Raw genomic sequence first — 13170 nt, forward strand, 5'->3', positions numbered from 1 at the left:
TCAGCTTATGGATGGTTCTCTAAACATTGTTTTTATTATAGTAGGGAGTTTTATTGCTCTAGTACTTGTCTTGTATTTTTTACCCATAAACTTGTGGTTCACAGCCCAATTATCAGGGGTAAGAATTAACTTGCTCAATTTGGTTTTAATGCGATTAAGAAGAGTACCCCCTTCTTTAGTAGTAAACGCAATGATTACATCAACTAAAGCTGGTTTAAATATTACTTCTAATGAGATAGAGACGCACTATTTAGCTGGTGGGCATGTAAATAATGTTATAAAAGCTCTTATTTCGGCAGATAAAGCTAATATTCCTTTAGATTTTAAATTAGCTACCGCGATAGATTTAGCAGGAAGAGATGTTTTTGAAGCCGTACAGTTATCAGTAAATCCAAGAGTTATTAACACGCCTCCTGTTGCTGCTGTTGCAAAAGATGGTATACAGTTGATTGCAAAAGCAAGAGTAACAGTTAGAGCTAATATTAATCAATTAGTTGGTGGTGCTGGCGAAGAAACTATTCTAGCTCGCGTAGGCGAAGGCATTGTAACTACTATTGGTTCTGCAGTTAGTCATAAAGAAGTATTAGAAAATCCAGATAAGATTTCTAAAGTTGTACTTTCTAAAGGTTTAGATTCTGGAACAGCGTTTGAAATTTTATCTATCGATATTGCTGATATTGATATTGGCGATAACATAGGCGCAAAATTACAAACAGACCAAGCTGAGGCTGATTTAAAAGTAGCTAACGCGAAAGCTGAAGAAAGAAGGGCTATAGCGGTTGCTTACGAGCAAGAAATGAAAGCTAAGGCACAAGACGCAAGAGCTAAGGTTATTGAAGCAGAAGCACAAGTACCGTTAGCCATGGCAGAAGCTTTTAGAAGTGGTAACCTTGGTATTATGGATTATTATAAAATGCAAAATATACAAGCCGATACAGAAATGAGAGAATCTATTTCAAGACCCGGTGGAGATCAAAAAAAAGATAAGAAATAAAATTTATCTTATTGTATAGGAAGCGCTTAATGAAAATTAAGCGCTTTTTATTTATAAAAATCTCTGAGTTTAAAAGTTCAAATCCGCCTTATTTTAAATAAAATTTGCATTAATGTCTATATTGTCTATTTTTGCAATCCCAAATATGGGAAATGGATCTGTAGCTTAACTGGATAGAGCACCTGACTACGGATCAGGAGGTTAGGGGTTCGACTCCCTTCAGGTCCACTAATTAAGGTAAAGCCTTTTTGCCAACAGGCGAAAAGGCTTTTTAAATTTTAACAGACATTACTATGCTTAATTTAGTACTCTTTGGCCCTCCGGGAGCCGGTAAAGGCACACAATCTCAAAAACTTATTGAAAAATACAACTTAGTGCATCTTTCAACAGGTGATATTTTGAGAGGAGAAATTAGCAATGGCACAGCGTTAGGGCTAGAAGCTAAGAAATTAATGGATGAAGGTATTTTAGTGCCTGATGAAGTAGTTATTGGCATGATTAGCAATAAATTAGACGCTAATAAAGAGGCTAACGGTTTTATCTTTGATGGTTTCCCAAGAACAGTAGCACAAGCCGAAGCTTTAGATAACTTATTATCATCTAAAGGTGAAGCTATATCAGGAATGATAGCTTTAGAAGTAGAGCCTACAGAATTAGAGAAGAGACTCTTATTAAGAGGTAAAGATTCTGGTCGTCCTGATGATCAAAATCCTGAAATCATTAAAAAAAGAGTAGAAGAGTACAACTCTAAAACAGCACAAGTAGCTAATTATTACAAAGAACAAGGTAAATTCACCAGTATTAATGGAATTGGTACTATTGAAGATATTTTTACCAACATTTGTAAAGTAGTAGACACTTACTAAGCACAAATCACAGAAAATTGGCGGATGTGTTTTTGTACATCCGCTTTTTTTATTTTTACAGAGGAGAATAAATTATGTCACAGGGTTCAAATTTCGTTGATTATGTTAAAATTTGCGGACGTTCAGGTAATGGAGGTCCTGGTTCTGCACATTTACACCGCGATATTAGAACAAGTATGGGCGGCCCTGACGGAGGCGATGGTGGCAGAGGCGGTCATGTAATTGTGAGAGGGAATGCTCAACTATGGACATTGTTACATCTTAAATACCGTAAACATGTTATTGCAGAGCATGGCATGTCTGGTGGTAGCTCTTTAAAAACAGGTAAATGCGGTAAAGATGAAATTTTAGAAGTTCCTTTGGGTACCGTAGTTAAAGACGCAGAAACTGGTGAAATAGCTTTCGAGATTACTAAAGATGGGGAAGAGCGTATTTTGGTTGAAGGTGGAAGAGGAGGTTTAGGTAACTGGCATTTTAAGAGTGCTACCCGTCAAACACCTCGTTTTGCGCAACAAGGCGAGCCTGGAAAAGAAGAATGGAAAATTCTTGAACTTAAAGTTTTAGCAGATGTTGGTTTAGTAGGTTTTCCTAATGCTGGTAAATCAACATTGTTGTCTGTTATTACAGCTGCTAAGCCAGAAATTGGTGATTATCCTTTCACAACCATAGTCCCAAATTTAGGTATTGTTTCTTATCGTGGTAATCAATCTTTTGTGATGGCAGATATCCCCGGTATTATAGAAGGTGCTTCAGAAGGTAAAGGATTAGGATTTAGGTTTTTACGTCATATAGAAAGAAATTCGGTTTTACTTTTTATGGTTCCTGCCGATACACATAGAAGTATTAAAGAAGAGTATGAGATTTTATTAGCAGAGCTGGAAGCTTATAACCCAGAAATGATGCAAAAGCCGAGGATTTTGGCAATTACAAAATCTGATATGTTGGATGAAGAGCTTGAAAGCGAAATGCGTAAAGAAATTGATTTAGATATTCCTTTTGTTTTTATTTCTTCCGTGGCCCAAAAAGGGCTATTAGAACTTAAAGATTTACTTTGGAAAGAGATTAATCAGTAGTCTAACAGTTTTGGTTAAAGGTTTTTAGTTGCGAGTGTTTGGTTTCAGCTCTAATAAAATTACTTGCTATTCACTACAAATCTTCAAACTCAAATCTTATCACCCTTAAATTTTTCTGAAGAATAAACAATTTTAGTTTTACCATGGGGCTCTGGTTTACCGTCTTCATTCATGTTTACAAATACAATTTTGTCTATTGTTAAAATCCGCTGACGGGTGATTTTATTTCTTACTTCGCAATATAAAGTGATAGATGTAGTTCCAAAATGTGTTGCAGTAATCCCCATTTCTATCACATCACCTAAACGAGCCGAGCTTACAAAATTAATCTCAGACATATATTTAGTCACTATTCTATTGTTGTCTAATTGACAAATAGTGTAAATAGCTGCCTCCTCATCTATCCATTTTAATAAACTGCCACCAAATAAAGTTCCGTTAGGGTTTAAGTCTTCTGGTTTTATCCATTTTCTAGTATGAAAATTCATCGTTTTTCTTTTAAAGAAAAGCTTTAGAATATCAAAAAGCAAAATAATTCTTCAATTTATTTTAAAAACTTAATATGTTTTATCCTGTTAGCCTTAATAAATGGAAATTATTGATGGATTTATTTAATCAGCGTAAGCATAATAATTTTTTACCTTATGATGGTGAGGTGCTTTATTATCCAAATATTTTTTCTCTAGAGGATTCAAGAATATTTTATCAAAATCTTTTGTCGGATATAGCTTGGCAGCAAGATGTTGTTAAAATTTTTGGAAAGCAATTTATTACTACTAGGAAAGTAGCATGGTACGGGGATGATTCTTGTGCTTACACTTATTCTAACCAAACTAAAATAGCTTTACCTTGGACAAAAGATCTTTTAACGTTAAAATATAAAGTTGAGGATATTTCTAAAGAACATTATAACGCTTGTTTGTTAAATCTTTATCATCACGGTGATGAAGGAATGGGTTGGCATAGTGATGATGAAAAATCTATTGTTCCACAGTCTGCAATAGCATCTTTAAGTTTTGGTGCAGCAAGAAAATTTGTTTTCAAGCATAAAGAAAGTAAAGAAAGTTTTTCTCTGTTATTAGAAAACGCTAGCTTATTGCTAATGAAAGGTTGTACCCAAGAGAAATGGGTACATGCTTTGCCTAAAACTAAAAAGGTGAAAGATTTAAGAATTAATTTAACATTCAGAAAAATGATAATATGAGTGAAGAAAGCCCTTTTTTAACTGCCGAGTGGAATGATTTAATAATGGCTAATTATGTTGTACATGCAGATTTGTTAACGCCCTATATCCCCAAAGGAACTGTTTTAGATGATTATCATGGACAAGTATTTGTAAGTTTAATTGGATTTATGTTTGAGAAAACCCGTTTATTAGGTTTTAAAATACCTTTTCATGTAAACTTTGAAGAAGTGAATCTGAGATTTTATGTGAAATATTTAGACCAAGGCATTTGGAAAAGAGGTGCGGTATTTATCAAAGAAATAGTACCTAAACTTGCTATAAGTTTAGTAGCTAATACTTTGTATCGAGAGAAATATAGCACCATGCCCATGAAGCATTACAAAAAACAAACTATCGATGAAATAAAATTGGGCTACTTTTGGAAGTATAAAGGAACATGGAATAGCATAGAAGCTGTAACTTCTACCAAAGCAAGAGTTATGGAAGCAGGTAGCGAGGAAGAGTTTATTGCAGAACATTATTGGGGTTATTCTCAATACAATATCAACACAACTTATGAATATGCTGTAGGACATCCTTCTTGGTTAATATATGATGTGAAGTCTTATCATATCAATTGCGATTTTGAAGGTTTATATGGTGCTAAATTTGCTTTTTTAAAAGATAGAAAACCCAATTCTGTTTTCGTTGCTCAAGGTTCGCCTATCAGGATTATGAATAAAAATGTGATTAAATTTTAAGACCTTTTACCTGCTTATTTGTCGCCTCATAAATTAATATCTACATTTAGTATCAAAAATTACAGATAAAAAAATGCGTTATTAAGCTATTATTTTGATGATGCTTTTTGGCTTTTATGATTTAACATGGCGTTATCCCTCTTATTTATAGTATTTTCTGAATTTTCTATTTGGTGGATTTTACCTTGTTTAGGTGTAGGCCTTTTATTTGGATGGTTTTTTTACAGAAAAGAATTGTCTAAAAAATCGAAATTACACTATTTCTTATTTGCTTTAAGAGCTGTTTTAATTAGTTTATTGTGTTTTTTATTATTAGCACCTCTTATCAAAACTCAGCGTAAGCGTATAGAAAAACCTTTAATCGTTATAGCACAAGATAATTCTGCCTCTATAAAAGTAGGGAAACCCACTGGGTTTGATTTACAGGCTTACGAGAAACAGTTGAGGTTATTTAAAGAGCGTTTAAGTGAAGATTATGAAGTAGAAGTTTTAAGTTTCGGAAAAGCAGTAAAATTTAGCGATACTTTAGATTATAAAGAGCAACAAACTAATTTTTCGGTACTTTTTGATTTCATCAATAAACAGTATGAGGGTAGAAATTTAGGAGCAATTATTTTAGCTTCTGATGGGATTATAAATGCTGGATATAATCCTACAACCGAGCTTACAAAGTTTAAATCACCAGTTATTAGCATTGCCTTGGGCGATACGATTCCTAAAAAAGATTTATTTATCAATAGTGTTAATTATAACAAAATTGCCTATTTAGGTAATGATTATACTTTAGCCGTTAATTTAGGCGCTTTTGATTTAAAAGGAAAAAAAGCCATAGTGAATATAAAAGCAGAGGGTTTATCAGCTTTTAATAAATCGGTGATGATTGATGAAAAGGATTGGCGAAATACTTTAATCTTTAACTTAAAAGCCGCTAAGCTAGGGACACAAAAAATAACCATAGAGGCTTTACCTTTGGAGAAAGAGGCAACCTTGCAAAATAACAAGCAAACCATTTTTATTGATGTTCTGGATAGCAAAAAGAAGGTTCTGTTATTAGCTCATGCTCCACATCCAGATTTATCCGCTATTAAGCAGGGTTTAGAGGCTAATGAAAATTACGAAGTACTAGTAAATGTAGCTAATGGTAGCGAAAGTAGTATTAATTTTGATGCTTATAGTTTGGTTATTTTGCATAATCTACCATCAGCGAAAGCGTATTCAAAAGCTGTTTTTAATAAGATAAAAAGTAAGCCCAGATTATTTGTCATGGGCTTAGATGTTGATTTTGCGCAGTTAAATCAAGTGCAAGATTTACTAAAAACAACAAAAGGAACAGCTACTGAGGATTTTTTACCTAAACTAAATACCGGTTTTTTTGCTTTTAATTTATCTAGTTCTGCTGCTGGTTTGATTTCTAAATTACCACCATTAAGCAGTAAGATAGGTTCTTTTACATTTGTTGCACAGCATCAAAATTTTTTGGTTAAACCTGATGATAAGCCGCTTTTATCTTTCGTGAATCAGAATAATTTAACTACAGGATTTCTTTTTGGAGAAGGTTTATGGAGATGGAGGTTAGAAAATTACAAGCTAACAGATAACCATGATGCTTTTCAAGAAATTTTAAGTAAAGTAATACAGTACTTGAGTATACAAGAAGATAAAAGGAAATTTAGAGCCTATCCTGTAAAAAATAGGTATCATGATGATGAAGCTATCATACTAAATGCCGAAGTATATAATGATGTTTTTGAGCCTGTAAAAAATGCCGAAATAGCGGTAGATGTTTTTAGCAATACAGGTAAAAAGTATAGTTATATTTTTACCGCTAAAGGAGAAAATTATGAACTTAATGCAGGTCTATTGCCAGCTGGTACTTATAATTTTATAGCTAAAACCAATGCTATAGGAAAACAGCAAGTGGCTAAAGGACAGTTTTTAGTTGAGCAGCAGGTAGCAGAATATCAACAAACAAAAGCAAACCACCAATTACTATATCAAATAGCACAAGCTACCGGGGGAGATTTTTTATATCCAGATGATTTAGAAAGTTTAGATTCACTTTTGAAGCAAAAAGAGCAAATCAAAACCATCGCTTTTGATGATAAAAGCTATGATGATTTAATTAATTTGAAGTGGTTTTTTGCTGTTTTAATAGTATTGTTAAGCTTAGAATGGTTTTTAAGAAAGAGAAATGGAATTATTTGATAGTTTAGGATATATCATAACCATTTGCGGAACTATTTCTTTCGCAATATCTGGCGCTTTTGCGGCTATGCAGAAAAGGTTAGATGCTTTTGGAGTACTTATTGTAGCTTTTGTAACTGCCGTTGGGGGAGGAACTCTTAGAGATTTAATTGTTGGCGATACACCTGTATTTTGGCTAAAAGGTGCAAATTATAGTTTACTAATTATTTTAACTGCGCTTTTCTCTATGTTCTTTTGGAAGAAACTAAAATCTTTAAAAATAACCTTGTTTTTATTTGATTCACTAGGCTTGGGTTTCTTTACTATAGTAGGTTTACAAAAAGGTCTAAGTTTTGATTTAAGTCCGGGTATTTGTATTGCTTTAGGGACTATTACAGGTTGTTTTGGCGGTATTAGTAGAGATATATTATTAAATAACATCCCTTTAATTTTTAGAAAAGAAATTTATGCTACAGCTTGTATAGTTGGTGGCTTATGTTTTTTCCTGTTGTCTTATTTAGGGATGAATATCGCTTTTGTAGAAATTATATCTGTAATTGTAGTTTTTGTTATCAGGATAGTTTCTGTGAAGTATAATTTTACCTTGCCGAGGTTTTATTGACCAACAAGAAGCTTAATTGCTTCTTGTTGGTTGTGGAAGAGTAATTAAAAAAGTTGTTCCTTCACCTTCTTTTGATGAAATACTTAGTGAGCCTTTTAATCCATCTATCAGATGTTTCACAAGTGCTAAACCAAATCCGTAGCCTTCTTCTCCTTTTGTACCTGATGTTGAATTTATTTTGCCTTCCAATAATGCGTTTATCCGTTCTTGATTGATACCGATACCATTATCTTTAACGATAATTTGTAAAGAATTATCAGGAACTCCAGCAAATAAGTCTAGGTCAACAGATACGCTTCCGTTGTCTTCTGTAAACTTCATAGAATTAGAGATAAGATTACCAATAATTTGGAGTATTTTATCTTTAGGGAAAGGTATCTCTTCTGCTTTTTTATTGATATTAACTGTAAAGTTGATGTTTTTATTAATTGCTTGTGGTTTGTACAGTTGTTCTAATTTGTCTTTTAAGGTGATTAGATTAAACTCATCATTACCAAGTTGTTTAGGCTTATTAGCAGTTAAAATTTCATCTGCTAATTCTAACAAAGAAGTTCCACTTTTTTGGATTAATTGTACAAATTCTAAAACCTCATCAAGTTTATTCTGATCTCCTTGTTCACTAATAATTTGAGCTAAGCCGATGATGCCACCAATAGGCCCTCTTATATCATGAGCAACCTTTTTCTGAACCTGAGTAGCTTCTTCTAATTTGTACTTTAAACCTTTAATAACTTTTAATGCAGTTAATCTATTGATGATTTCGCTTGCAATAATTTTTAATAATTCTGCTTTTTCAGGGTCAATACTTTTTGTTTGAGTATCTAAAACGCAAAGAGCACCAATATTATAACCATCGGTGGTTGTAAGAGGAATACCGAAATAATATTTTAAGCGTTCTCCGTCTGTTCCTGCGTATACTTTATCCTTAAATCTTTCGTCTTCAGTAAGATTATCAACTTCAAAAGACTTATTATCTAGAATAGTGTATTGGCAAACAGAATTTTCTCTGGGCATTTGGCTCATTTCAAAGCCAAAACCTGCAACTGTCCATTGGGTGTAAGAATCTATTAAGTTTACTAAAGAAATAGGAGCACCCAACGCTTTTGCAGCTAAACGGGTTAAATCTTTAAAATTATCCTCCAGGCTATAATAGTCTAAATCAAAATCAGAAAGATTAAGGATTCTTTGAAGCTCATTGTCTGGAATAGGTGGATTTTGCATAGTTAAAATTTAGAGTGTGCTCTAAATAACAAAATTAGTTTGAAATACAAGTAATACTTAATATGTAACTTTATTGTATCTAGACGATTTAAAAAAGGCTTTTCTGCTCTTCTTTTTTCTCTTCTTCAATAATTACAAAAACATCTTCATTATCTCTTTTCATTAGATAATGTTCTCTAGCAAATTTTTCGAGCTTATCTTTATTAGTAGTTAGCTCGTCTAAATCTTTTTGAACTTTAGCAATTTCCTGAGTGTAGAATTGCTTTTCTTGTTCTAGTTTTTGTAATTGAGAGCGGTATTCGTATTGGGATAGCAAATCATTTCTATCAAAAAATAACATCCACACTAAAAACGCAGTAGTAGATAGGAAGTATTTATTCTTAAGTAATGATAATAACTTTTGCATATCACCAAATGTTTATACAAAGATGTATAAATTAAAGAATACCAAAAAATAAATTCTCCACATGTTAACATCTAAATAAAAAGAGCTCAATTTTAGGTACTTTTGTACCAATGGCATCATTTGAGAAATTAAAACTTACTAAACAGTTACTAATTGCTGTTTCTAACGCAGGCTTTGTGCAGCCAACAGAATTACAATCAAAAATTTTAACTAGAATTAACGGGGGACAAGATGTAATTGCAGTTGCGCCTGAAGGCGCTGGTAAATCTACCGCTTTGGTATTAGCTGTTTTAAATAAATTAAAATTTACTGAAGAAATTGCTCCACGAGTTTTGGTTTTAGTGCCTGATATAGAAAGCGGCGAGTTATTGATTGATGCTTTCCATACCTTAAATAGAAATAGAAATTTAAGAATCATGGGGCTTTTTAATGGCGAAACAAGTTTAGATACCCATGTTTTAGAATTAACAGATGGTGTTGATATTGTTGTTGCTACACCAGATAGAGCAAGAGCAGCTTATCTGAAACTGGGCTTAAACCTCAATAAAATACAAATGTTTATTTTGGATGATGCTGACTTAATTATTAAAAAAGGTTTGCAATTACCCGTAGTTGAGTTGGCCAGAGGGATTATAAAGACTCAGCATTTGGTGTTTACAGAAGTTTATCATCCTAAATTACAACATATAGTAGAGCAGTTTATTGATATACCTAATCTTATAGAAATAGAAGATTTAGGAAACGAGCAATTAGATACGCTAGAGCAAATACTATATCAAGTACCTAACTTCAAAACAAAGCTTAATTTACTTTATCTGCTTTTGGCAGATAAGGAGGTTTTTGATAAAGTAGTTGTTTTTGTAAATAGTACGTTTAATGCAGAAACAGCTTATAAAAATATCTTAAAATCTGATGAGCAAGAAGTGATTATCCTCAACCATCCAGAGTTTGGGGATACTGGTATTCAAAATATTCAGGATTTTAAATTGAGCCCAAAAAGTAGAGTTTTGATTATTGTTGGGCAACAAGAGGAGCAATTAGACCTAAGCCAGTTACCTATTTTTATCCATTTTGATATTCCTGAAGATGATAGTCAATATTTGAAAAGAGTAATTCTTAAAAGTGATGATCAAAAAGATCATTTAGCTATTACTTTATGTACAGATTTAGAATTGCTTCAAATTAAAAAGCTAGAGCAAAAGCAAGGTAAGAAAATGCAATTGATGGATTTACCTGATGATTTATACATCGAGAAAGAAAGTAAGAAAAAGAAAGAAGAGGAGGAAGAGGATGATCCAACAAGAGGTGGTGCTTTTCATGAGAAAAAAGCTAAAAACCTAAAGACACATAATTATAGCGCTAGAGAAAAAATAAGATTGTCAGGTAAAATCAGTAATAAGAGACTAGACTAAATATTAGATTTAAATGAGTTTGACTTATTGTTTGCGTGTATCAATAAGTCAAATTCGCTTAGCTGATAAATCAATTAGTTTTCATCATTACCGATGTCATGGTTAATGAACCGCCAACGGCAACATCATTAATGAAACTTACCTCATCATGCTTATTCTGTAAGCCTAAAATGTATAATAAAGGCAAATAATGTTCTGGTGTTGGTATAGCGTATTTACCAGCCTGACCAAAATTCTCGAAATTAACCATAGCCTGATGGTTACCTTCTAAAATATTTCTTTTAAACGTATCATTAAGTTCTAAAGCCCAATCATAACCAAAACCAGGCTGATTAAGTTTATCCCAAGCTACCATTCTTAAATTATGAACCATATTGCCACTACCAATAATAAGTACACCTTTTTTGCGCAATAATTGTAGCTCTTTGGCTAGTTCATAATGATAGATAGCAGGTTTTGTATAGTCTAAACTCAACTGCAAAACCGGAATATTTGCTAGCGGGTAAAGATGTTTCACTACGCTCCAAGTGCCGTGGTCTAAACCCCAAATATGGTTTAATTCTACAGGCGTGTAATGCTTAAGTGCTTCTTTAATAAATTCAGCAAGTTCTGGGTCGCCTGGGGCAGGGTATTGTACATCAAATAAAGCTTGGGGGAAACCACCAAAATCATGTATGGTATGTGGTTTTTCTACGGCCGTAACTGCTGTACCACGTGTTTCCCAATGTGCAGATACAACAACAATAGCTTTAGGTTCTGGTATTTCTAAGGCTAATTTTCTCCAGTTGTCAACAAAATCATTTTCTTCAATAGCATTCATGGGGCTGCCGTGGCCCATGAATAAAACAGGCATTGTTGTGCTGGTATCTAAATCTTGCTGCCAGCGGTATAAGTTTTTAAGCGTTTCCATATTTAAACTCCAATATCTTCATTCCAAAGACTTGGCTTTTCTTTGATAAATTGTTGCATCAACTGGTAGCAACCTTCATGGTGGGTAACCAATACTTTAACACCGCGGCTGCTTAGGAGTTCTTCTTCTCCCATAAAAGTTTTATTCTCTGCAATAACTACCCTAGGGATACCATATAAAAGTATAGTGCCCGAACACATAGGGCATGGTGATAAAGTAGTATACAAAGTACATTCTTGATAAATTTTAGCAGGTAATCTGCCAGCATTTTCTAAGGCATCCATCTCGCCATGTAAAATAACACTGCCTTTTTGCACTCTTTTATTATGGCCTCTACCTATAATTTTTCCATCATGTACCAGAACGGAGCCAATAGGAATACCACCTTCTTCGTAACCTTTTTTAGCTTCTTCAAAAGCTGCTTCCATGAATTTATCCATCTTTTTGTAAGTTAATTAATTAAACCAGCCAAAAGCTCGTAAGATTTAAACCTATCTTCTGCTGTATCTGTAAAGGTAGAAATCATAATTTCATCAGTATCAAAATTACGACAGATATTTTCTAGCTTCACTTTCATTTCTTCTGGTGTACCAATAGCCATTCTTTGGCGGTTATATAAAATTCTATTCCACTCTAGTGTGTCGTAATCTTCATTTTTGATGTCTTCGTAAGAGAAACGCTCGTTAAACTTACCTTTTTCAAAGCTTAATAAGCGGTAATCCATTAAGGCTTGTACTTGTTTTACTTTTTCTTCATCTTCAGAACAGAAGCCAAAAATACCAACACTAGTTTGTGGTGTCTTTAATTCATCAGAAGGAACAAATTTTTCTTTGTATGCTTTTATAGCCTGTGGGCCACCTTGCGGATTAATAAACTGAGCAAATGATAAAGCCATACCAAAATAAGCCGCCAACAAAGCACTTTCTCCACTAGAAGTTAAAAGCCATAAATCTGGTGATGTACTAATCATCGGGATAGCGTTTATCTTAATTTCACTAACGCCCTCGATAGGTTCATCATTTAAAAAAGCTCTTAAATCTCTAAGCTGCTGAATATAATTTTGTGGATCGAAATTATTAGATGGGTTTAGCAAATGTGCCGTTATACGGTCTCCACCTGGTGCTCTTCCCATGCCTAAATCTATCCTGTTGGGATAAAGGGCTTCTAGCACCCTAAAATTTTCTGCTACTCTTAAAGTGCTATGATTGGGCATCATCATACCTCCGGAGCCTAAACGTATATTTTTAGTTTCGGCACCTAAGCGGGCAATCATAATTTCTGGCGAACCGGTTGCTAAAGTTACTGAATTGTGATGTTCACTGAGCCAATATCGGGTATAACCCAATTGATCAGCTAATTTGGCAAGCGCAATACTTTCTTTTAAAGATTCCTCTGCACTACTCCCTTTCCTTATAGGGGTTTGGTCTAAAACACTTAATCTCATCCTCATATACAAATTTAACGATGCTTAAGCAAATACGTTTTATGACAAGCCTTTCTTGACGGTTAAGTGATATTGGCTGTTCATCCATAATAAAAAAAACCGCTCCCAAAAT

14 protein-coding genes and 1 tRNA gene are annotated in these 13170 nt (G+C 33.5%); 9 read left to right on the forward strand and 6 right to left on the reverse strand.

Translation table 11 applies throughout. The features are described 5' to 3' along the window. Nucleotides 1-7 precede the first annotated feature (7 nt). From floA to obgE, 4 genes are all read left to right on the forward strand, one after another. The gene (gene floA, locus GJJ64_RS12680) at nt 8-994 is read left to right on the forward strand and encodes a flotillin-like protein FloA (RefSeq protein WP_154288149.1); all 987 of its coding nucleotides are present in this window, start codon (nt 8-10) and stop codon (nt 992-994) included. Between the two features lie 154 nt (nt 995-1148). After that, nucleotides 1149-1222 (forward strand) — tRNA-Arg (locus GJJ64_RS12685). A gap of 65 nt (nt 1223-1287) precedes the next feature. Continuing rightward, nucleotides 1288-1860: an adenylate kinase gene (locus GJJ64_RS12690; protein WP_154288150.1), complete on the forward strand. Its 573-nt coding sequence runs from the start codon at nt 1288-1290 to the stop codon at nt 1858-1860. Between the two features lie 74 nt (nt 1861-1934). Next, nucleotides 1935-2933, forward strand: coding sequence for a GTPase ObgE (gene obgE / locus GJJ64_RS12695; protein WP_154288151.1), 999 nt, complete (start codon nt 1935-1937; stop codon nt 2931-2933). Nucleotides 2934-3022: 89 nt separating this feature from the next. On the opposite strand, the gene GJJ64_RS12700 is transcribed toward obgE, so the two are convergent. After that, nucleotides 3023-3421 (reverse strand): acyl-CoA thioesterase, encoded by a 399-nt coding sequence (locus tag GJJ64_RS12700; RefSeq protein ID WP_154288152.1) that lies wholly within the window; start codon nt 3419-3421, stop codon nt 3023-3025. A gap of 74 nt (nt 3422-3495) precedes the next feature. Between GJJ64_RS12700 and GJJ64_RS12705 the strand changes: the two genes are divergently transcribed. The 4 genes from GJJ64_RS12705 to GJJ64_RS12720 all read left to right on the forward strand — a co-directional run bounded on the left by GJJ64_RS12705 (nt 3496) and on the right by GJJ64_RS12720 (nt 7665). Further along, nucleotides 3496-4137, forward strand: a complete 642-nt coding sequence (locus GJJ64_RS12705) for an alpha-ketoglutarate-dependent dioxygenase AlkB family protein (protein ID WP_229655533.1) — start codon at nt 3496-3498, stop codon at nt 4135-4137. Continuing rightward, on the forward strand, nt 4134-4859 hold the full coding sequence (locus GJJ64_RS12710; protein WP_154288153.1) for a YqjF family protein: 726 nt from the start codon (nt 4134-4136) through the stop codon (nt 4857-4859). The genes GJJ64_RS12705 and GJJ64_RS12710 overlap by 4 nt, the downstream gene beginning before the upstream one ends. A 126-nt stretch (nt 4860-4985) precedes the next feature. Beyond that, nucleotides 4986-7064, forward strand: a complete 2079-nt coding sequence (locus tag GJJ64_RS12715) for a hypothetical protein (RefSeq protein ID WP_154288154.1) — start codon at nt 4986-4988, stop codon at nt 7062-7064. Continuing rightward, a complete protein-coding gene (locus tag GJJ64_RS12720; RefSeq protein ID WP_154288155.1) occupies nt 7051-7665 on the forward strand; it encodes a trimeric intracellular cation channel family protein in 615 nt (204 codons plus the stop codon). Before GJJ64_RS12715 ends, GJJ64_RS12720 begins: the two co-directional genes overlap by 14 nt. A gap of 12 nt (nt 7666-7677) precedes the next feature. Here GJJ64_RS12720 and GJJ64_RS12725 read toward each other — a convergent pair whose 3' ends face one another. Then, the gene (locus GJJ64_RS12725) at nt 7678-8886 is read right to left on the reverse strand and encodes a GAF domain-containing sensor histidine kinase (RefSeq protein WP_154288156.1); all 1209 of its coding nucleotides are present in this window, start codon (nt 8884-8886) and stop codon (nt 7678-7680) included. Nucleotides 8887-8974: 88 nt separating this feature from the next. Then, on the reverse strand, nt 8975-9292 hold the full coding sequence (locus GJJ64_RS12730) for an FtsB family cell division protein (protein WP_154288157.1): 318 nt from the start codon (nt 9290-9292) through the stop codon (nt 8975-8977). A gap of 110 nt (nt 9293-9402) precedes the next feature. Here GJJ64_RS12730 and GJJ64_RS12735 point away from each other — a divergent pair, with 110 nt between their 5' ends. Then, entirely contained in the window at nt 9403-10704 is a 1302-nt protein-coding gene (locus tag GJJ64_RS12735; protein WP_154288158.1) for a DEAD/DEAH box helicase, read from the forward strand. A 70-nt stretch (nt 10705-10774) separates the two neighbouring features. Here the strand turns inward: GJJ64_RS12735 and ygiD are convergent, their stop codons facing one another. The 3 genes from ygiD to GJJ64_RS12750 are packed head-to-tail and all read right to left on the reverse strand — an operon-like array spanning nt 10775 to nt 13064. Beyond that, entirely contained in the window at nt 10775-11614 is an 840-nt protein-coding gene (ygiD, locus tag GJJ64_RS12740) for a 4,5-DOPA-extradiol-dioxygenase (protein ID WP_154288159.1), read from the reverse strand. Nucleotides 11615-11616: 2 nt separating this feature from the next. Next, on the reverse strand, nt 11617-12054 hold the full coding sequence (locus GJJ64_RS12745) for a nucleoside deaminase (RefSeq protein ID WP_154288160.1): 438 nt from the start codon (nt 12052-12054) through the stop codon (nt 11617-11619). 11 nt (nt 12055-12065) lie between these two features. Further along, entirely contained in the window at nt 12066-13064 is a 999-nt protein-coding gene (locus GJJ64_RS12750) for an LLM class flavin-dependent oxidoreductase (protein WP_154288161.1), read from the reverse strand. Nucleotides 13065-13170 lie beyond the last annotated feature (106 nt).

Source organism: Pedobacter puniceum (genome assembly GCF_009674685.1).
In the GTDB taxonomy this organism is placed as follows: domain Bacteria; phylum Bacteroidota; class Bacteroidia; order Sphingobacteriales; family Sphingobacteriaceae; genus Pseudopedobacter; species Pseudopedobacter puniceum.